This window comes from Halorussus vallis (genome assembly GCF_024138165.1).
Lineage (GTDB): Archaea > Halobacteriota > Halobacteria > Halobacteriales > Haladaptataceae > Halorussus > Halorussus vallis.
Genome location: NZ_CP100000.1, coordinates 3,837,456 through 3,857,772, shown reverse-complemented (window position 1 = coordinate 3,857,772; position 20,317 = coordinate 3,837,456). Strand labels below are relative to the sequence as shown.

Sequence of the window (20,317 nt, the reverse complement as noted above, 5' to 3'; positions counted from 1 at the left end):
GGGTCGGAGATGTAAAAAATCCCGGACGTGGGCGCTTAGTGGAGCGACGCGGCCGGATTACCGTCACGGCTCCGCCCGCGAGAGTCGCGTATTCGTCCACTAAACTAGGACCGGAACCGCCGTTCCGCTCGGAAATTGGACGACTCGGCTGACGAACGGGTACGGCAAGTCTCCGCGTTCGCCCGGCGAATCCGCCTACTCGCCGATACGTTCGGCGAGCGCCGACAGCGACCCGACGGTCAGGTCGGCGTCGCCGCCGATGCGCTCGGCCGGTTCGCGGGCGCGGTTGACCCACGCCGTCTGCATGCCGGCGTCGGAGGCTCCGGCCACGTCCCACGCGTTCGAGGAGACGAGCCGACACGACCCCAAATCCCGGTCGAGACGGTCGGCCGCGTTCCGGTAGACCGCCGGCGCGGGCTTGAACGTCTCGACCTCGTGGGCGCTGATCACGTCGTCGAGGTGGGGCGCGAGGCCGGCGTTCTCCGCGAGCGTCGCCAGCATCTCGGGATTGCCGTTCGACAGCACGACGACCGTGCGCGACTCGCCGAGGTGCTCCAGGGCGTCGACGGCGTCCGGATAGGGGTCGAGGTGCTCGTAGGACTCGATTATCCGGTCCTGGGCCGCTTCGTCGGCGTCGAGGTCGTAGAACGCCAGGGCGTACTCCAGGGCGCGCTCGGTCACGCTCCAGAACGTCTCGTAGGACTCCATCAGCGCGACCTCGGTCGCGTACTGGAGTTGCTTCTGGCGCCAGAGTTCGTCGACGGCCCCGACCACCTTGTCGGTGACCCCGAGTTCCTCGCCCAGCGTCGCGGTGACGCTGCCGGTGTCACAGAGCGTCCCGTACATGTCGAAACAGAGCGCCTCGTCTTCTTCGGCCATTGGTATCACGTGTCTCTATTGGAGGTACCTTGGGTCTTGGGCTCCCGAAGAGATATTCGCGGAGGAGTGCCGACCGGGCGTTCTCTGCGGATAGCAACGACGACGGTAAAGGAGAACTCCCCGAAAGCCCCCGCCCGCTCGCGGTCGCTCCGCGGGCTATCTCGGCGCGGCAACGCCGCGCCGAGATAGTGGCCCGTCGGAGGCGACCACGCCCTGCGGGCGCGAGCAGGCGGCCCCTTTCATCCACCCATACCGCAACAACACCGCACCACATGCCTCCCCAATCGATTCGCTCACTGCGTTCGCTCATCCCTCGCGCGCGCTGGCGCGACACGAGGTCGTGCCAGCGCGCGCCGCGACTTGAATTCGGTCGCGCGTATCTTCACTTCCGATACGGCGCGCGCTGACGCAGCTTCATGCCGCGTCTTCCCCGTGCGAGGTCTGCGCGAGCGAAGCGAGTGCAGGCTCGGAGGACGCGGTTTGTCCTCCGGTGGATGACTGAGCGCCCGGAGGGCGCGAAGGAGTCGGCTGGGGAGGGCGTGGTTGTCGCTGTCGGGTGGAATGAAAGGGGCCGGCCGCTCGCGTTCACCATGGTCGTCTGCGGGACCCCTATCTGCGGCGCGGTTCGCCGTGGCGCAGATATGTCTCGCAACGACCGCGAGCGGGCGGGGGCTTTCTGGCTGTGATTGTCGTCCGTCGTTGCTGTTCTCGGGAACGGGTGGACACGACCCCCGTAGTTCTCGTCACTCGAGGTTCCTCCCGCAGACCAGCCGAGAAAAACAGACTCTACCGAGAGACGACGCCCCTATCCCTGTCCGACCATCCGGTCCTCGTCGTCCCACTCCCGTTCGCGGAGTTCGTACTTCTGTATCTTCCCGGTGGCGGTCGCAGGCAGTTCCTCGACGAACTCGACCTCGCCCACCGCCTTGTAGGAGGCCATGTTCTCCTTGGTGAACTCCCGAATCTCCTCCGCGGTGACCCCCGGTTCGTCGGGGTCGCCGGAGGCCGGGACGACGAACGCCTTCGGAGTCTCGCCCCACTGCTCGCTCGGGGCGGGGATGACCGCCACGTCCGAAACCGCCTCGTGGTCGAACAGCGTGTCCTCTATCTCGATGCTGGAGATGTTCTCGCCGCCCGAGATGATGATGTCCTTCTTGCGGTCCTGAATCGACACCATGCCGTGTTCGTCGACCACCGCGAGGTCGCCGGTGTGGTACCAGCCCTCGCGCTTCTCGTTGAACGCCTCCTCGGTCGCCTCGGGTTTCTCCCAGTAGCCCTCCATCACCTGGTTGCCGTTGACGACGATCTCCCCGATGGTGGCGTCGTCGCGGGGGACGTCCTCGCCGTCGTCGTCGACCACGGCGACCTCGGTGCTCAGGAACGGGATTCCCTGGCGCTTCTTGAGCGAGAACCGCTCCTCGTCGTCGGGGAGCAGGCGACGGGCGTCCGAGGTGGTGATGAGCGGTCCCGTCTCGGTCGCGCCGTAGACGTGTTTGAGGTACCAGCCGAAGTCGTCCTCGACGGTCCGGATGGTCGCCTCCGGCGGCGCGGACCCGGCAGTCGCCACCCGGACGTCGTTGGCGCCGCGGGTTTCGACCTCGTTATCCTCGTAGTAGTTCATCAGCATGTTCAGCACGGTCGGGGCGGCACAGAGGTACGAGACGTCCTCCGCGACCACGGCGTCGAAGATACCCTCGGCGTCGACGCCCCGGGTGCAGACGTGCTTGGCCCCCATCCCGGTCACCGCGTAGAGGTGGCCCCAACCGTTGACGTGGAACATCGGAAGCGTCCAGAGGTAGACGTCGTCGTCCCGGAGTTCCTGGTGGATGGTGATGAGGTGGGCGTGGCAGGTTTCGGTCCGGTGGGTCCGCATCACGCCCTTCGGGTCGCCCGTGGTCCCGGAGGTGTAGTTGATGGTGATGACGTCGTCCTCGTCCATCTCCGGGCGCTCGTAGCTCCCGAGGTCGGCGTCGGCGATGATGTCGTCGAAGTCCTCCCAGTCGCCGTCGGTGGCCGCCGCGTCGTTCGAGACGAACACCTCGGTCGGCACCTCGTCGCGCACGGCCTCGATCTTCTCGGCGTACTCGTAGTCGGCGACGACGGCCTTCACGCCGGCATCTTCGAGAATGTACGCGAAGTCGTCGGGCGTCAGCCGGTAGTTCAGCGGCGTGTGGACCGCGCCCAACTGCATGATACCGTAGGCGGCTTCGAGGTGATAGTGGGTGTTGGGGTCGAGCACCGCCACCCGGTCGCCCTTCTCGATCCCCCGTTCGGCGAGCGCGGCCGACACGCGGTCGGCGCGCTCGCCGAGTTCCGAATAGGTGAACCGCTCGCCCGTGGTGGCGACAACCGCCTCCTCGTCGCCGTAGTAATCGCGCGCCCGGTCCAGAAAGTCCGTGACCAGTAAGGGTCTGCGCATACCGAGATATGTTACCGACTTTCGTGATATACGTTCCGGTGGACGCGATTTTTCGGGGACGGTTCGTCGGCGAAACCGCGAAACCGGCGACGAATCCTCGTCGAAAGAAGTCAACGTTCGAGGGCGGTGCGACCGGGTTACTCGCAGGCGACGGACGACGCGACGTCGGTCAGCGTCTCGTTCGACAGTTGGCCCGACACCGCGTAGCGTCGCCCGCCGCAGTTCCACGTGACGGACGTCGTCTCGCCGTAGCTTTTGACCGCCAACTCCCACCCGTTCACGGTGACCGTCTCGCCGCCCTCGGGAGTCGGTCCGGTCCGGGTGGCGCGCCGGCGAACTCGCAGCCGTCCGGCAGGTCGGTCGGTTCGGACACGTCCAGCTACGTCGCGGCGTCGGCCGCCGAGTCGCCCACCAGCTATTCACCCGGGCATATCGTCACCGAACACATGAGCCTCAAGGAAGCCATCCTCGGCATCGACCGGGCCGTCGAGCAGTCGCTGGGCGACCGCGAGGACTACCGGTCGAAACAGGAGGCGGGCCGCCGCGAGCGCTACGAGCGGACCATCGAACGAGTGAACGAGGTCGCCGGCAAGGAGGCGGCCGAGGAGTTGACGGCGTGGATCGAAACCGAGATTCGCGAGGAGGGTCGGCTCCCCGACGCCGAGGCGGTGGGCGCGAAGGGCGCCGAAATCTGTCGCGACGGCGGTCACGAGGTTTCGGCCGAGTCGCTGACGCCGTCGAATTCCTGAACCGGAGTCCCGACGGTGCGAACGCGGCACTCAGCGGAGCGAAACTCGAAGAAAAACGATAGTCGAAGTAGTCGGTCAAACGGTCGCCGACGCGATGCGGTCAGTCGCCGCCGACCTTCCGCTGGATGTCCTCGACCACGTCGGGGTTCCGGAGCGTCGAGGTGTTACCCAGTTCCTCGTCGTTGGCGATGTCCTCGAGCAGGCGACGCATGATCTTCCCGGAGCGGGTCTTCGGGAGTTCGGGGGTGAAGACGACCGACTCCGGCCGGGCGATGGGACCGATGGCGTCCTCGACGCCCTGGATGATTCGGTCGCGCATCCCGTCGTCGCCGTCGTAGCCCTCCTCGGTGATGACGTAGGCGTAGACCGCCTCGCCCTTCACGTCGTGGTTGCCGCCGACCACCGCGGCCTCCGCGACGCCCTCGACGCCGACGATGGCGCTCTCTATCTCCATCGTGCCCAGGCGGTGGCCCGAGACGTTGATGACGTCGTCGACCCGGCCCAGGACGGTGATGTAACCGTCTTCGTCTATCTTCGCGCCGTCCTCGGGGAAGTACACCCAGTCCTCCATGTCGTCGGAGTCGGTGTCGGAGTACTCCGCCCAGTACTCGTCGATGTAGCGCTCGTCGTTCTTGTAGAGGGTCCGGAGCATCCCCGGCCACGGCTTCTGGACGGTGAGGTAGCCGGCGCGGCCGGCCTCGACCTGCTCACCTTCGGTGTCGACAATCTGGGCGTCGACCCCCGGCAGCGGCGGACCCGCGCTGCCGGGCTTCATCGTCTTGACGCCGGGCAACGTCGTCACCATCATGCCGCCGGTTTCGGTCTGCCACCAGGTGTCGACGATGGGGCAGGACTCGTCGCCGATGTGCTTGTAGTACCACTTCCAGGCCCGTGGGTTGATGGGTTCGCCGACGGTGCCCAGCAGGCGGAGACTCGAGAGGTCGTGTTCGTCGGGGAACTCGCTGCCCCACTTCATGAACGCCCGGATGGCGGTCGGCGCGGTGTACAGTTGGGTCGCCTCGTAGTCCTCGATGATGTCCCAGAGTCGGTCGCGTTCGGGGTGGTCGGGCGTCCCCTCGTACATCATGGTCGTGGTGCCGAGCGCCAGCGGGCCGTAGACGATGTAGGAGTGGCCGGTAATCCAGCCGATGTCGGCCGAGCAGAAGTACGTGTCATCCGGCTTCACGTCCAGCACCGACTGGGAGGTCCAGGCCGACCACGCCAGGTAGCCGCCGGTGGTGTGCTTGACGCCCTTGGGCTGGCCGGTGGTGCCCGAGGTGTACATGAGGAACAGCATGTCCTCGGCGTCGCGCTCGACCGGTTCGACCTCCGCGCCCGACTGCTCGTCGACGAGGTCCTGGTAGTAGCTCTCGTTGTCCTGGAGGTCGTAGCCGTGCGCTTCGTCGCCGAGTCGGTCGACGACCACCACGTCGCTGACCTCGTGGCCCACGTTCGAGAGGCCCTCGCGGGTCTTCTCGAAGTGGTCGAGTGGGTCGCCCCGCCGGAAGTAGCCGTTGGCGGTGACGAGGTACTCTGAGTCGGCGCTCTCCATCCGAGTGGCGAGCGCGTCGGCCGAGAAGCCGGCGAAGACGACGCTGTGGGGCGCGCCGATGCGCGCGCACGCCAGCATCGCGATGGGAAGCTCCGGAATCATCGGCATGTACATCGTCACGACGTCGTCCTCGCCGACGCCCATCTCCCGGAGCGCGGCCGCGAACTCGTTGACCTCGCGGTGGAGGTCCTCGTAGGTGTAGGTGCGGTTCTCCTCGTCGACCGGTTCGCCGACCCACTCGATGGCGGCCTCGTCGCCGCGCTCCTCGAGGTGCCGGTCGATGCAGTTGTACGAGGCGTTGAGCTTCCCGTCCGTGAACCACTTGTAGAACGGCGGGTTCGAGGCGTCGAGCACCTCGTCGTAGTCCTCGTACCAGTCGAGAAGGTCGGCCGCCTGCGTCCAGCACTCCGGCCAGTTCTCGTCGAACTCCTCGTAGATCGACTCGTCGGAGACGTTCGCCTGCTGGACGAACTCCTCCGGCGGCTCGAACGCTTCCTGTTCTTCGAGCCGTGCTTCGAGTTCTACGGTATCATCCGGCATAGGTTCGTATGAATCCTCACGTAGGAGAGCAATAAAGATTGCCACGAACAATCACGGAAAACGGCAAGAAAGCACCTCGTTCGCCGAGAATATTGCCGGAAACGGCCCCTTGAAGTGTCAGAAATCTCGGCATCACCAATCGCCGCGGACGGCCGCCGGGCCGGCGGCCGTCCGCGGCGAGCGCGAGCTCAGTTCAGCGCGTCGACTTCGTCGGTGAGGTCCTCGGGACCGTCGACCGGTCCGTTGACGAACAGGGCGTGGGCGACCGCGAGTGCCGCGAGCAGGCCGGCCGCGGTCACGGCGGTCGGGAGCGCGAGCGACGTGACCGCACCGACGACCGCGCCGAGCGCCATCGTGGCGAAGATGGCCGCGAGCACGAGGTCGTAGTACTGGACCGTGTACTCCATGTCGAAACCGACGTCCCGCGGCCGGAAGAAAGTTTGGTCGGCGCCGGCCCGAGGCGGGTCGAAAGCGGTCGCCGGCCACCCGGAGTTACGGTTTCTCGGGGATTACAGCCCGCTGTAGTCCCGAGGGATGGCGTCGCCGGCGGAGACGGTCTGGCCGTCGCTCCCGGGGATGGGTTTCGGGTCGTTGTTCACCTCGACGCCGAAGTGAAGGTGCGGTCCCGTCGAGTTTCCGGAGTTGCCCATGCCGGCGATGTAATCGCCCTGGGCGACGGTCTGGCCGTCGGAGACGCCGAAACTGTTGACGTGGCCGTACTCCGTCTCCCAGCCGTTCCCGTGGTCGATGTAGACGTAGTTGCCGTATCCGCCCGAGTCGTACGCCGTGTAGGCGGTGCCGCCGTGGGCGGCGTAGATGGGCGTGCCGATCTCGCCGTTGTGGCCGATGTCCACGCCGCCGTGGAAACCGCTCGACCGCTGGCCGTAGGGCGAAGTGATGTAGCCGTTCATCGGCCACACGAGGTCGGCGCCGCCGCTACCGCCGCCGCTCGACGCGAGGTACCGCTCGACCGACCAGCCCCAGATGTCGGCTTCGAGCCAGTGGATTCCCCACCAGGTGTAGCCGTCCTCGGTCGTGGGACCGTTGACGACCTCCCCGACCGTGCCGGGCGCCATCGTACCGACCACTTCGGATTCGAGGCCGGGTCGGTGGCGGGTGTTGAGGTCGGTCGTCGCCTCGACTCGCTCGCCGTCGCTGAAGGCGCTCGCGCTCCCGCTGAGCGTCGCGGGAACGGCCAGACCGGTGGCCGCGGTTCCGAGTGCTTTGCCGAACGTCCGTCGGGTGAATTTTCGCGTCGTGAGTTGCTGAGTCGCGGATTTCTCTCAGTACGAGTTGACGAGGTCGATGTAGTAGTCCCAGTCCCAGTTGGACCCGGGGTCGGTGTGGGTGCTCTCGGGAACCTGGGAGTGGGCGATGATGCCGCCGTTCGCCGGGTTCGCGGCGTCGTAGGGGACGCTGGACGGGTGCTGTTTCGGGACACCGTACTGGTCGCAGAGCCAACTGGCGAGCTTGGCCGACGCCCGGTACTGGGCGTCCTCGTAGGTACCGCTGACGTAGCCGCCGTGCTCGATGCCGACGGAGTACGTGTTGTAGTTCGACCCGCCCGCGTGCCACGCGATGTTGATGTCGCTGACCGACTGGTACCTGTAGCCGTCCTGGGCGACGGTGTAGTGGGCGCTCACGTCGGCGTCGGGGTCCTGGAACCAGTTGACCGCGCTCTGGGCCGACCCCTGGACGGTGTGGATGACGATCCAGTCGATGTAGCCCGCGCCCCGGTCGGCGGACGTGTAGTTGCTCGAGTGGGCCGCCTCCCAGTCGACCGAGGGTTTCGCCGCCGCGGTCCCCGTGAGGGCGGCCGCTCCGGCGAGACTCGCAGTACTTGCCGCACCGAACTTCTTGAGTATATTTCGTCGGGAATGCATTTGCATGAATTCGAACGCGTGGCTGACTAATATATTTTTTCTAGTTTTATTTTATGAATTAACATGTTGGTGATCTTAATTGTCGGGGGTCGACCGTCGACCGGTCGCCGGTCGGAGTCCTCCCCACCGTGGAATCGTCGAACCGTCACGCTCACCTCGACGGTAGCCCGAAAAAAGGAAACGCGCCTTCGGAGTCGCCGCGTCGACCGCTTACGCCAGTCCGACTTTCTCCTGGTAGCTACCGTACTTCGCCTCGAACACCTGCATTATCTCGCCCATCGTGGCGTAGGCCTTCACGGCGTCAACGATGGCGGGCATCACGTTCTCGCCGTTCTCGACGTCCTCGCGCAGGTCGTCCAGCGCGGCCTCGACGGCCGCGTCGTCGCGCTCCTCCTTGACCGAAGCGAGGCGTTCGAGTTGGCGCTCCTGGACCGTCTCGTCGACGTGGAGGATGTCGGGCTTGGTGTCCTCCTCTATCTGGTACTCGTTGACGCCGACGACCGTCTCCTCGCCCTCCTCGACGCGCTCCTGGTACTCGTAGGAGGCGTCCTGTATCTCGCGGTGGAAGTACCCCTGCTCGATGCCTTCGAGGACGCCGTCGCGGACCGAGCCGTCGCCCATCTCCTTTATCTCCTCGATGTAGGCCATCGCCTTCTCCTCGGTTTCGTCGGTCAGGCTCTCGATGGCGAAACTCCCGCCGAGCGGGTCGACGATGTCGGCGGCGCCCGACTCCTCGGCGATGATCTGCTGGGTGCGGAGCGCGACCCGGACTGCCTGCTCGGAGGGCAGCGCGAGCGCCTCGTCGAAGCTGTTAGTGTGGAGGCTCTGGGTGCCGCCCAACACGCCCGCCAGCGCCTGGATGGTCACCCGGACCACGTTGTTCAGCGGCTGTTGGGCCGTGAGGCTCTGGCCCGCGGTCTGGGTGTGGAACTTCAGGCGCTTGCTGGCCTCGGCCTCCGCGCCGTACCACTCCTCCATCACGTCGGCGTAGATGCGCCGGGCCGCGCGGAACTTCGCCACCTCCTCGAAGATGGAGTTGTGGGAGTTGAAGAAGAAGGAGAGCTGCGGCGCGAAGTCGTCGACGTCCAGCCCGCGCTCCATCGCGTCCTCGACGTAGGCAAAGCCGTCGGCCAGCGTGAACGCCAGTTCCTGGATCGCGGTCGACCCGGCCTCGCGGATGTGGTAGCCCGAGATGGAGATGGGCTTGATCTTGGGCGTCTCCTCGGCCGCGAACTCCACGGTGTCGGTCACGATGTCGAGGCTCGGCTCCGGCGGAATCACCCACTCCTTCTGGGCGATGAACTCCTTCAGCATGTCGTTCTGGAGGGTGCCCCGAATCTCGTCGCGCGGGACGCCCTGCTGGTCGGCCAGCGCGATGTACATCGCGTAGATGACCGGCGCGGAGGGGTTGATGGTGAACGAGGTCGACACCTCCCCGAGGTCGATGCCGTCGAACAGAATCTCCATGTCCCGGAGCGTGTCGACGGCGACGCCCTCCTTGCCGACCTCGCCGTCCGACAGCGGGTCGTCGCTGTCCTTGCCCATCAGCGAGGGCATGTCGAAGGCGGTCGAGAGGCCGGTCTGGCCGTTCTCGGTCAGGTAGTGGAATCGTTCGTTGGTCTCCTCGGCGGTGCCGAAGCCGGCGAACTGGCGCATCGTCCAGGTCCGGCCGCGGTACATCGTCGGGTAGACGCCCCGCGTGTAGGGGTCCTCGCCGGGGAAGCCCAGGTCCTCCTCGTAATCGAGGTCGGCCACGTCCTCGGGGGTGTAGAGCCGGTCGACTTCCAGGTTCGAGACGGTGGCGAACCGGTCCTTGCGCTCGCCGTAGGCGTCCAGTACCGGCTCCAGGGTCTCGTCCTCCCACTCCTGCTTGCTCTCGCGTATCTCGGAGAGGTCGTCCTCGTCGAACATACTCGTAATACTTGCCGGGGCGTCCATTAAGATTCCGCACCTCCACCTTTTTTCTTCGTCGGGTCGCTGACGCGCCGCAGGCGCGTCAGCCACCGCTCCTCGAAAAAAGCTGGACCAAAAAAGGGCACGCGAGCGAGACGGCCGCGCATTGCGCGGCCGTCTCGCTCGCATCTTCGACTGCTAGTGCAGCTACCGCCCCAAACGGAGTGCGGGCGCTTCGCGTCCTGCACCGTGGGCCGTCAGTAGTGACCCATCACGCCCTTCTTCCGGGCGTAGTCCGAGGCCCGCGAAAAGACGTAGAAGCCGGCCAGGCCGTAGCCGACGCCGGTTCCGGCGAGGATCACCAGGTCGGCCACCGGGAACTCCCAGAGCCGGACCCCGCCCTGCATCGCCCGCTGGAGCATGGCGCTCCCCTGGACGAGCGGGAGGTACCGAAGCGCCGGAATGTCGGCGATAGGAGCCGCGATGAGGCCGATGAGCGCGAACTGCATCAACTGCGAGACGTTCTCGATGCGCTTGTACACCAGCGCCAGTCCGCCGAAGACGAAGCCGATGCCGACCACCGAGAGGAGCGCGAAGAGCGCGACGGGGCCGACCGTCAGCAGGTCCACCGTCAGCGGGCGTCCGGTCGTGACCAGCATCAGTGGGAGGATGACCGCGCCCCACAGCGCGCTCTCGACCAGGAGCGCGACCACGTTGGCGACCATCACGGCGCCGAACCCGTAGGCGGACATGTAGAGCTGTTCGAGGGTGCCCCACTGGGACTCGCGGGTGATGTTCATCGCGAGGCTGAAGTACGCGGTCAGCGACATCGTCCAGAGGAACCACCCGACGATGAGGCCGTCGAAGGTGCTCGCCAGCGCGCCCGCGCCCGCCCCGACGCTCTCGGCGGCCACCCGCCCGCCGAAGAAGATGACCGCGAAGAACAGGTAGACCGACAGCAGTTGGGCCAGCGTGTTCGCCGGGTATCGGACCAGCAGCAGGAACCGCTTGTAGACGACGTACCGCAGCAGCGTCGGGAACCCGGCGACCTCGTCGCGGTCGGCGCTCCGGTGGCTCACGCGCGGTCACCTCCCGAATCGTCGCCCGAGTCGTCGGTGAGTTCGAGGAACACGTCTTCGAGGTCGGGTTCCACGGCGTCGACCGACGCGAGCGCGAGGCCGGCATCACGGAGCGCGTCGGTCAGGTCGTAGAACTCCCCGCCGGTCACCGAGACGACGAACCGCTCGACATCCGAGCGCCGCTCGAACTCGGCGGCGTCGAAGGCTCCTTCGAGGCGGCGGCGCGCGTCGGGCGGTATCTCGCCTTCGACCCGGACCTCGTAGGTCTGGGTGCGGAACAGGTCGAGCAGGTTCTCGACGGTGTCGTCGGCGACGATTCGCCCCTCGTTCATGATGACGACTCGGTCGCAGAGGTCCTCGATGACGTCCATGTCGTGGCTCGACAGCACGATAGTCGTGCCCGACTCCTCGGCGAGGTCGCGCAACTCCGTGCGGAGTTCGAGCGAACTCTCGACGTCCAGCCCCAACGTCGGTTCGTCGAGGAAGGCCACGTCGGCGTCGCGGGCCAGCGTGCACGCCAGCGACACCTTCTGTTTCATCCCCCGCGAGAGTTCCTTGACGGTCACGTCGGCCTTCTCGGCGAGACCGAACTGTTCGAGCAGGGCGCCGTGGCGCTCGCGCTTGTCGGACGGTCGGTCGCCCGCCAGCGCCGCGAAGAACGCGAGGTTCTCCCGGACGGTGAGTCGCCAGTAGACGTTTCGGGCGCCCTCCAGCATCGCGCCGACCCGCCGGTAGGCCGCCTTCGGCGACTCGTGGACGTCCACGCCCGCGATTCGCACGGACCCCTCGGTCGGGACGACGAGGCCGAGCATCGACTTGATGGTCGTGGTCTTGCCCGCGCCGTTCGGCCCGAGCAGTCCGACGACCGACCCGCGCTCGACGTCGAGCGAAATCCCGTCCACCGCGGTCACCGCGTCGTCTCCGCTCCCGTATGTCTTCCGGAGGTCGCGAACCCTGAGGGCGGCGTCTTCGAACCTGGGGTCCGTCCCGGTTTCGTCCGTCTCGGCGGTCGGCGACTCCGACCCCGTCGGCGTCGTTTCGGCGTTCACACTCCGCACGTCTCCCGTCGGATTATTAACCCTTTCCAGAACGCGATTTCGATAACCCGACTGATACGAAACGCGTATCACGGGACCGACTGAATCGCGTCGGCGATCTACTCGTAGTGACCGTCTCGTGCGAGAACTACTGGAACCGCTCCGAATGGGCGTCGCCGTCGAACTCGACGGCGACGCGCTGACGCTGACGCTCGACGGTGACTGGAACGTGCTCGCCGTCGAAGAATCCCGAGCGCCCGGCGCTCACTGCAACCGCTTGGTCGTCTCGACCAGCGGGTGGCGGGCGTAGTCGACGATCTTGATGTCGTCGATGGTCTCCAGTCCCTCCTTCTCGGCGGTCTTCTGCATGCCGAGTTCCACGTCCTCGTCGACGACGATGACGTAGGCGTCCATCGTCTCGACGCCGACCCGGTCGCCCGCCATCGCCCGGTGGTGGCCGTCGGCCAACAGGAAGTCGCCCGCGGTGTCGATGACCACCAGCGGTTCGGCGAGGCCGCGTTCGAGTTCGTAGGTCCGGCCCTCCAGTTCGTCGGCGTACACCTTCCCCTGGGTCGGCGTGAGTTCGGCCAGCGCCACCTCGCGGCGGGTCTGAGTCACCTCGGTGTCGTGGATGGATTCGAGGGTCCGCATCAGTTTGCCGACCTTCTCGGGGGTCGCGCGCTCTATCTGCGAGCGGATGACGTCGGTGTTCGAGATGATGCCGACGAGGTTGCCCGCGTCGTCGACGACCGGGAGTTTCTGGATGCCCGACCGGAGGATGACCCGGGCGGCGTCGTTGACGTCCATCTCGGGGTGGGCGACGATGAGGTCCTGGCTCATCACCTTGAAGATGGGTTCCTGATCGCCGGCCAAAAGCAGATCCCTGGCGGTGATGAACCCCTCTACCCGGCGGCCGTCGCAGACCGGAAAGCCGTTGTGTCCGTCGCTCTCGACGATCCGGCGCGCGACCTCCTCGACGGTGTCGTCCGGCGAGACGGTCGCCACCTCGCGGGTCATGTAGTCCTTGACCTTCGGTTTGCCGTCTGCGGTGCCGCCGTCGGGCACTGCCGCCACGTCCATGCACCCACCGACGCGCCCCCGCGCCAAAAGTTTCCCGCTCGGGCCGGCCGAAGCGAGTATACGTCCGACCGGTTCGGCCGCCGTCGGTCGGTTCTGGATGAACCGTTCAGTCCTCGGGTTCGCCCGCGACCGTCACGTCGAAGGCCGACCCGCCGGCCGCGTACTCGCTCTCGTCGTTGGGCACCGACCGGACCGTCTCGAAGAAGCGCTCGGTGATGACCTCGCTGATGACCGACGCCAGCGACTCCTCCTGTTCGTCCTCGACCTCGCCGAGGAGTCCCAGCGGAATCTGGGCGCCCGCCATGTCGGCGTGCCCGCCGGCGCTTCCGATCTGGCCGAAGGCGTCTCGGAGCGTCTCGCCGAGGTCGATGTCGGTCCCGCGCGCCCGCGCGGAGACGTACACCGTGCCGTTACGGAAGCCGTAGACCAGCGTGGTGGTGACCCCCTCCATGTTGAGCAGGCGGTCTGCGGCCTGCGCCAGCGCATCGCGGTCGGCCAGCGACCCGACGCAGGTCGCCAGAATCGTGCCGTCGAGGCGGCGGTTCCGAATCGCCCGGGCGATCGTCTCGAACGTGTCGGCGCTGATGGAGGGCGTCTCGACCCGTTCGAGGGTGGCGATGTCGGCGTGGGGCAACAGGTACGAGGCCGCCTCGAAGTCGGCGGTCGAAACCTCCCGGGCGAAATCCTTGGTGTCGACCCGGATACCGTACAGCAGGGCGGTCGCCACGTCCTCGGTCAGGGCGACGTCGAGACGCTGGACGTGTTCCGCCAACAGCGTCGAGGTCGCGCCCACGTCGCTGCGCAGGTCGACGAACTCGGCCTCCACGGGTTCCTTCGGCGGGTGGTGGTCGATGACCACGTGGACGTCGGTGTCGGGCGGCAGTTGGTCGTTGACGCCCGGCCGGGAGTGGTCGACCAGCGCGACCGCGCCGAACTCCGAGAGGTCGACGTCGTCCTCGACGTTCCGGAGGTCGAGGTCGAGCAGGTTGACGAACGCCCGGTTCTCCTGGTGGGAGATGGCGCCGAAGTAGCAGGCCTCGGCGTCGACGCCGACCGACTCGGCGACGCGCGACAGCGCCACCGCGCTGGCGATGGCGTCGGGGTCGGGGTTGTCGTGCATGAACACGCCCAGCGTCCCTTCAATCTCCCGGAGCGCCCGGCGCAGGCCCGCGGTCCGGGCGGCCGACTCGCCGGTCGCGGCCGCGACGATCGCCACGGCGAGTTCTGCCCGGGGGTCGACCACGCGGTCGGCGAGCGCGGTTATCGCCGTGCGCTGTTCGTCGCTGGGTTCCTCGCCGAGGTACGCGAACAGATAGGCGTCGGCGAAGCGGTCCGCCGCCAGTTCCGCGGCCCGGCGATTGACGGCCGGGTCGTCGGCGGCGACGATGACTACGTTGGGGTTGACCGTCCCGAGGTCGGCGATGTCGGGGTCGGCGGGGTCGCCGCGGGTCGCAGAAACCTTCTCGTCCCGGAGCGCTTCGACCCGGTTCTCCCCGCTCGCGACGACGAGTAGGTCGCCGGGCGCGTCGGCTATCGACTCCACTAACGACTGCCCGACGGTTCCACACCCGAGCACCAGCCGGGAAACCATCCTAACCCGCGCTTTCGCTTGCTCGGCCTAAAGTCTACCGTCTAGGGCCGGAAATCGGCGGTTCGTCGGCGATATATCGTCGTCTTCGCGCTTAAAATTTCCAGTGATAACGTTGCTCCTGAATCCGATGTGGTGGACGAAAATCTACAGCGTGACCACCTCAAATCGACGGGGCTAGCCGAGTGCGATGTTTGGGGGAAACCGCACCGCGACGACACCAGCATGTAACGGCGCCGTCGCTCGCGTTCTACGGCCACCGCGACAGCGACCTCCATCGCGACAGCGACCGCTACCGTAACGGCACCGCCACTGCGACAGCGACCGCTACTTGCACTCCACAACTGAGTACCGCACCGCCAGCGCGCGCAACGCCGTTGTCGAGCACAGCGTGTTCGTGGCTGTCAGCGCCGGTCGGTCGCACGTCCTCGTCATCGCTTCACTCCGGTTGCGAACGCTCGGCGAAGTCACTCGTCGAACAGCGTTGGTCGACTGTACTGCAAAAAATCCGCGAGCCGCGAAAGTTACTCGAAGGCCGTTACGTGGAGTCTACGCCACCAGCGCCGCCGCGGCCTCCGTGGCGAACTCCCAGACCGGGCCGAAGCCCGGCAGGAGGAGCACGGTCACGACGGCGGCGGTGACGAGCGCGGCGTAGAGGCCGGCGGGGCGGGACTCGATGGCGAACTCGCCCGACGCCTCCTCGATCCACATCGCCTTGACGACCCGCGAGTAGTAGTACAGCGACAGCGCGCTGTTGATGACGCCCACGGCGGCGAGCCACCAGAAGCCGGCGCCGACGGCCCCGGCGAAGAGGAACCACTTCGAGAGCGCTCCTCCGCCGACGGGGACGCCCGCCAGACTGAACAGGAACACGGTCATCGCCGCACACGCGAACGGTGCCTGCGAGGCCAGACCGTTGAAGTCCTCGAACCGGCGGCCGATGGACCAGTGCTCGGTGAGGGCGATGAACAGGAACGCGCCCGTGTTCATGAACCCGTAGACCAGCAGGTGGGCCATACTACCCGCCAGGACGAACGTGTCGTTGTTGCCGGTCAGCGCCGCCAGCCCGATGAGGGCGTAGCCGGCGTGGCCGACCGACGAGTACGCGAGCATCCGCTTGACCGTGTCCTGGGTGGCGGCCGCGAAGTTGCCGAGCGTCATCGTGACGACGGCCAGAATCTGGACCGCCAGCACCCAGTCGACGCTCGCGGCCGCGCCCTCGGCGACGGCGGCGACCGGGAAGGCCACCGTCATCACGCGGAAGGCCGCGGCGAACCCGGCGGCCTTCGAGGCCGACGAGAGGAACGCCGAGATGGGCGCGGGCGCGCCCTCGTAGGCCTCCGGCGCCCAGAAGTGGAACGGCACCGAGGCGGTCTTGAACGCGAAGCCGCCGAGCACCATCATCACGCCGATGCCCAGTACGCCGGTCAGTTCGGTCTGGGCGACCGAACTCGCCACTTCGGGCAGTACCAGCGAGCCGCTGACGCCGTAGATCAGGCTGATACCGTAGGCGAACACCGACGCCGACAGCGCGCCGATGAGGAAGTACTTCAGCCCCGCCTCGACGCTGCCGCGGTTCTTCTTCAGAATCGCGACGAGCGCGTAGGAGGGGAGGCTGGCGAGTTCGAGGCTGACGAACACCACGGCGAGACTGTTGGCCGCGGCCATGAGCGTCATGCCGGTCGCCGCCAGCGTGACCAGCGCGTAGTACTCCGCCTGGTAGGCGTGGTCGCGCAGGTAGTCGTAGCTCGCGACGGTCACCATCGCGGTGACGCTGGCGAACACGAAGGCGAAGAACAGCGCCATCGTGTCGACGACCAGCGCCTCGCTGTAGAGCGTGAAGGGCTGGTCGCCGGTACCCGCGAGCAGGTACCACGCCGCGAAGCCGGCCGACGCCAGCGACCCGACGGTCGCGATGGCGGCCAGCAGGCCGCGGTCGGTCGTGTCGGGGTCGATACTATCGACGAGCAACAGCACCAGCGCCGTCAGCCCGAGCGCGAGCGTCGGCGCGAGCGCCATCCAGTTTGGTAGTTGGAACGCCATTTAGTGTCCACCTCCCGCGGCCGGGACGAGCGGACTCACGGCGTCCTGGATCATCCCGAAGAAGATGTTGGGGTCCACGCCCAGCAGGATGACCAGCAGGACGAGCACCACCAGCGGCGCCACGTCGTGGAACGGGGCGCGGCCGACCTCGTAGTCGGTTTCCAGTTCGAACGGGCCGAACAGCGTCCGCTGCATCGCGAACAGCAGGTAGCCCGCGACGATGACGATGCCGAACATCGCGATGGCCGTGAACCACACCGAGCCGGCGAACGCCCCGAACGAGCCGAGGAAGATGAACAGTTCGGCGGCGAAGCCCGCCATCAGCGGCAGGCCCATGTAGCCGAACGCGCCCGCGACGAACACCGCGACGGTGAACGGCATCTTGCTCGCCATCCCGGACATGTCCGAGACCATCCGAGTGTGGGTCGTGTTGTAGATGACGCCGACCGACATGAACATCAGCCCCGAGATGAGGCCGTGGGCGACCATCTGGAACGTCGCCCCGCCCATGCCGTACATGGTGTAGGCGACGAGTCCGAGGATGACGTACCCCATCGAGGAAACCGACGAGTACGCCACGATGCGTTTGAGGTCCGACTGGGCCAGCGCGAGCATCGCGCCGTAGATGACGCTGACCACGGCGAACACCGCGATGAGCACGGCGTAGTCGCGCGCGACGTCCGGCAGCATCGTGAAGTTGAACCGGAGCAGCGCGTAGGTACCCATCTTCAGCAGGACGCCCGCCAGCATCACCGACACCGGCGTCGGCGCTTCGACGTGAGCGTCCGGCAGCCACGTGTGGAACGGAACGACCGGCACCTTCACCGCGAAGCCGACGAACATGGCGAAGAACGCCAGCACCTTCAGGGTCTCTGGTCCGAACGGACCGAGGCCCTGAAGCTGACCGGCGCGAAGCGCCTGGGCGACCGCCGGCATGTCGAGGCTGGTCACCGAGTCGCCGAGGCCGAACACCAGCGCGATGAACCCGATGAACATCACGAGGCTGGCGATGTTCGTGTAGACGAACATCTTGATGGCGGCGTACTTCCGGCGCGGGCCGCCCCAGACGCCGATGAGGACGTACATCGGGACGAGCACCATCTCCCAGAAGACGAACCACAGGAAGAAGTCGAGCGCCGAGAAGACGCCGAGCAGGCCCGCCTCCAGGAAGAGCATCAGGCCGTAGAACTGGCTCTGACGCTCGTCGATTGGAGTCCACGAACTGAGCAGCGCCAGCGTCGTCAGCACCGTGGTCAACACGACCAGCGGCATGCTGATGCCGTCGAGGCCGACGTGCCAGCTGAGGCTGTAGGGGCCGGCGACGACCCACTGGAAGTTCTCCTCGAACGCCAGCGTCCCGCCGGTGAGGGCGTTACCGCTGGCCTCGTAGGTGCTGTACATCCAGAGGCTCCCGGCGAGCGGGAGCAGACTGAGCGCGAACGCGAGTTTGCCCGCGACCTTGTCGGGGGCGAGGAACGCCGCGAACGCGCCGAGCATCGTGACCGCGATGAGCGCTTCGATCCACATCTAGAACCAACCTCCCGTGAAGCCGACGACGACGAGCAGGAGTACGAAGCTCACCGTCAGCAGGAAGGCGTAGTTGGTCACCACGCCGCTCTGGACCCGCTTGACCCGGCTCCCGCTGAACAGGCTCACGCTGGAGACGCCGTTGACCACGCCGTCGATGACGCCCTGGTCGAACTTGTCGGCGGCGCGAGCCAGCGGCAGGGTGACGCCGGTGGCGAGCCAGACCTGCGCCTCGTCCTGGTAGTAGTTGTTGAACAGTAGCGTCTTGACGCCGCCGAGCTTGTCGGTGTGCTCGGTCGGCGACGGGACCGCGTAGAGCTTCCACGCCAGGCCCGCACCCGCCAGCGCGAGCGCCAGCGAGATCAGGCCGGGGATGAGCGGCGACAGCTCTGCGTGGTGGACGCCGCTCTCCTCGAGGATGTGGGTGTAGGTGTGAACCGAGGTGGCCTCCAGCGGGCCGCCGAGCCAGTTGTGGAGGTACTCGATGTGTGCACCCGTCAGCTCCGCGACCGGGGTCATGTTGACCAGGCCGGCGACGGCCGCCAGAATCCCGAGGACCGCGAGCGGTCCCTTGACGTTCCAGCGGACGCCGTGGGGGTTGCGGGCGGTGTCGCTCCGGGGTTCACCGTGGAAGGTCAGCGCGACCATCCGGAAGGTGTAGAACCCGGTGAAGAACACCGCGAGCAGACCCATCGCGTACGCGGCCAGGAGAATCGGGTTCTCCATCCCGCGGGCGAGCGCCTCGAACAGAATCTCGTCCTTCGACCAGAAGCCCGAGAACGGGACGATGCCCGCGAGCGCGAGCGACCCGGAGAGGAAGGCGTAGTAGGTCACCTTCATGTGGTCTTTCAGGCCGCCCATGTCCCACATGTCCTCGTTGTGGTGCATCGCGATGATGACCGACCCGGCGCCGAGGAACAGCAGCGCCTTGAAGAACGCGTGGGTCATGAGGTGGAACGTCGCCGCGACGTAGCCGCCGGCGCCCAGCCCCAGCATCATGTAGCCGTACTGGGAGATGGTCGAGTACGCCAGCACCTGCTTTATCTCCTTCTTGACGACGCCCATCGTCGCTGCGAACAGCGCCGTGAAGCCGCCGACGAACGCGATGAGCGCCAGCACGTTCGGCAGCAGCGCGTAGAAGCCGTACATCCGCGCGACGAGGTAGACGCCGGCCGCGACCATCGTCGCCGCATGAATCAGCGCGGAGACGGGGGTCGGACCCTCCATCGCATCGGGCAGCCAGGTGTGCAGCGGGAACTGCGCCGATTTACCGACGACGCCGCCCAGCACGAGCAGTCCGAGCACCGCAAACCACGCCTGCGGGTCGAGACCGAGGTAGGTCGTCACCTCGGCCCCGCCCTCGCCCAGCAGGACCTGCTCGGCCATGTGGGGGAACGCGTGGAGGCCCGACTCCTCGCCCGCGACGAACATCGACGTGTGGAAGGTCGCGAAGATGCCGACGACGCCCACGAGGAAGAAGTAGTCACCGAAGCGGGTGACCAGGAACGCCTTCTTCGCGGCCGACGGCGGCGCCCGGTCGCGGAACCAGAAGCCGATGAGCAGGAACGAGCAGAGCCCGACCAGCTCGAAGAACATGAACGCCATCAGCAGGTTGTCTGCGAACACGAACGAGAGCATGCTGAAGGTGAACAGGCCGAGTCCGGCATAGTACCGGGGGAGGCCGGTTTCGCCCTCGTCGTTCATGTAGCCGAGGCTGAAGATGTGGACGAGGAACGCCACCAGCGAGACGATGATGAGCATCATCGTCGACAGCGGGTCGAGCAGGATGCCCAGGTGGAGTTCGAACGGGGTCGGACCTTCGGCGACGACCCACGTTATCGTCTCGTGGTAGTACTCGCCGCCGCTCACCGTGAGGAACGCCCACGCCGACAGCAGGAGCGAGCCGCCGGTGGCGAGAATGCCGGGAATCGCGCCGCCCTTCGGCAGGAGCCGGGGGGCGAACGCGCCCGCGAGCAGCGCGATCAGGAACGATACGAACGGCAGCGCCGCGATGGCGGGTGCCAGTTCGAAGGGGAGTGCTGCCATAC

Annotated in this window: 17 protein-coding genes; 2 read left to right on the top strand and 15 right to left on the bottom strand. The window is 66.8% G+C overall.

The features are described 5' to 3' along the window. Positions 1-195: 195 nt before the first annotated feature. The 3 genes from NGM07_RS19535 to NGM07_RS19525 form a co-directional block, all read right to left on the bottom strand. Positions 196-879, bottom strand: coding sequence for a haloacid dehalogenase type II (locus NGM07_RS19535; protein WP_253514778.1), 684 nt, complete (start codon positions 877-879; stop codon positions 196-198). Between the two features lie 805 nt (positions 880-1,684). Next, the gene (locus NGM07_RS19530) at positions 1,685-3,298 is read right to left on the bottom strand and encodes a long-chain-fatty-acid--CoA ligase (protein ID WP_253514776.1); all 1,614 of its coding nucleotides are present in this window, start codon (positions 3,296-3,298) and stop codon (positions 1,685-1,687) included. 137 nt (positions 3,299-3,435) lie between these two features. Next, the gene (locus NGM07_RS19525; RefSeq protein WP_253514774.1) at positions 3,436-3,579 is read right to left on the bottom strand and encodes a hypothetical protein; all 144 of its coding nucleotides are present in this window, start codon (positions 3,577-3,579) and stop codon (positions 3,436-3,438) included. Between the two features lie 165 nt (positions 3,580-3,744). Here NGM07_RS19525 and NGM07_RS19520 point away from each other — a divergent pair, with 165 nt between their 5' ends. Beyond that, the gene (locus NGM07_RS19520; RefSeq protein ID WP_253514772.1) at positions 3,745-4,047 is read left to right on the top strand and encodes a hypothetical protein; all 303 of its coding nucleotides are present in this window, start codon (positions 3,745-3,747) and stop codon (positions 4,045-4,047) included. A gap of 100 nt (positions 4,048-4,147) precedes the next feature. Here NGM07_RS19520 and acs read toward each other — a convergent pair whose 3' ends face one another. From acs to NGM07_RS19485, 7 genes are all read right to left on the bottom strand, one after another. Continuing rightward, a complete protein-coding gene (gene acs, locus NGM07_RS19515; protein ID WP_253514770.1) occupies positions 4,148-6,139 on the bottom strand; it encodes an acetate--CoA ligase in 1,992 nt (663 codons plus the stop codon). 188 nt (positions 6,140-6,327) lie between these two features. Next, on the bottom strand, positions 6,328-6,546 hold the full coding sequence (locus NGM07_RS19510) for a DUF8015 family protein (RefSeq protein WP_253514768.1): 219 nt from the start codon (positions 6,544-6,546) through the stop codon (positions 6,328-6,330). A gap of 102 nt (positions 6,547-6,648) precedes the next feature. Beyond that, the gene (locus NGM07_RS19505; RefSeq protein ID WP_253514766.1) at positions 6,649-7,215 is read right to left on the bottom strand and encodes a M23 family metallopeptidase; all 567 of its coding nucleotides are present in this window, start codon (positions 7,213-7,215) and stop codon (positions 6,649-6,651) included. A gap of 207 nt (positions 7,216-7,422) precedes the next feature. Beyond that, a complete protein-coding gene (locus NGM07_RS19500) occupies positions 7,423-8,022 on the bottom strand; it encodes an N-acetylmuramoyl-L-alanine amidase (RefSeq protein WP_253514765.1) in 600 nt (199 codons plus the stop codon). A 210-nt stretch (positions 8,023-8,232) separates the two neighbouring features. After that, the gene (locus NGM07_RS19495; RefSeq protein ID WP_253514763.1) at positions 8,233-9,933 is read right to left on the bottom strand and encodes a methylmalonyl-CoA mutase family protein; all 1,701 of its coding nucleotides are present in this window, start codon (positions 9,931-9,933) and stop codon (positions 8,233-8,235) included. A gap of 239 nt (positions 9,934-10,172) precedes the next feature. Then, positions 10,173-10,994, bottom strand: a complete 822-nt coding sequence (locus tag NGM07_RS19490) for an ABC transporter permease (protein ID WP_253514755.1) — start codon at positions 10,992-10,994, stop codon at positions 10,173-10,175. Beyond that, positions 10,991-12,043 carry an ABC transporter ATP-binding protein gene (locus NGM07_RS19485; RefSeq protein ID WP_253514753.1) on the bottom strand — a complete coding sequence of 351 codons (1,053 nt, stop codon included), beginning with the start codon at positions 12,041-12,043 and terminating at the stop codon, positions 10,991-10,993. The genes NGM07_RS19490 and NGM07_RS19485 overlap by 4 nt, the downstream gene beginning before the upstream one ends. A gap of 127 nt (positions 12,044-12,170) precedes the next feature. On the opposite strand from NGM07_RS19485, the gene NGM07_RS19480 reads away from it, so the two are divergent. Beyond that, complete coding sequence (locus NGM07_RS19480) at positions 12,171-12,341, top strand: hypothetical protein (RefSeq protein ID WP_253514751.1); 171 nt, start codon at positions 12,171-12,173, stop codon at positions 12,339-12,341. Here the strand turns inward: NGM07_RS19480 and NGM07_RS19475 are convergent. The 5 genes from NGM07_RS19475 to nuoL all read right to left on the bottom strand — a co-directional run bounded on the left by NGM07_RS19475 (position 12,296) and on the right by nuoL (position 20,315). Next, the gene (locus NGM07_RS19475) at positions 12,296-13,111 is read right to left on the bottom strand and encodes a CBS pair associated ParBc domain-containing protein (RefSeq protein WP_253514749.1); all 816 of its coding nucleotides are present in this window, start codon (positions 13,109-13,111) and stop codon (positions 12,296-12,298) included. The two genes, NGM07_RS19480 and NGM07_RS19475, sit on opposite strands and share 46 nt — an antisense overlap. A gap of 106 nt (positions 13,112-13,217) precedes the next feature. Beyond that, positions 13,218-14,702, bottom strand: a complete 1,485-nt coding sequence (locus tag NGM07_RS19470; RefSeq protein WP_253514741.1) for a DHH family phosphoesterase — start codon at positions 14,700-14,702, stop codon at positions 13,218-13,220. 546 nt (positions 14,703-15,248) lie between these two features. Further along, positions 15,249-16,742 carry an NADH-quinone oxidoreductase subunit N gene (locus tag NGM07_RS19465; RefSeq protein ID WP_253514734.1) on the bottom strand — a complete coding sequence of 498 codons (1,494 nt, stop codon included), beginning with the start codon at positions 16,740-16,742 and terminating at the stop codon, positions 15,249-15,251. Continuing rightward, positions 16,743-18,269, bottom strand: a complete 1,527-nt coding sequence (locus tag NGM07_RS19460) for a complex I subunit 4 family protein (RefSeq protein WP_253514727.1) — start codon at positions 18,267-18,269, stop codon at positions 16,743-16,745. Then, positions 18,270-20,315 (bottom strand): NADH-quinone oxidoreductase subunit L, encoded by a 2,046-nt coding sequence (gene nuoL / locus NGM07_RS19455; protein WP_253514725.1) that lies wholly within the window; start codon positions 20,313-20,315, stop codon positions 18,270-18,272. Positions 20,316-20,317: the final 2 nt, after the last annotated feature.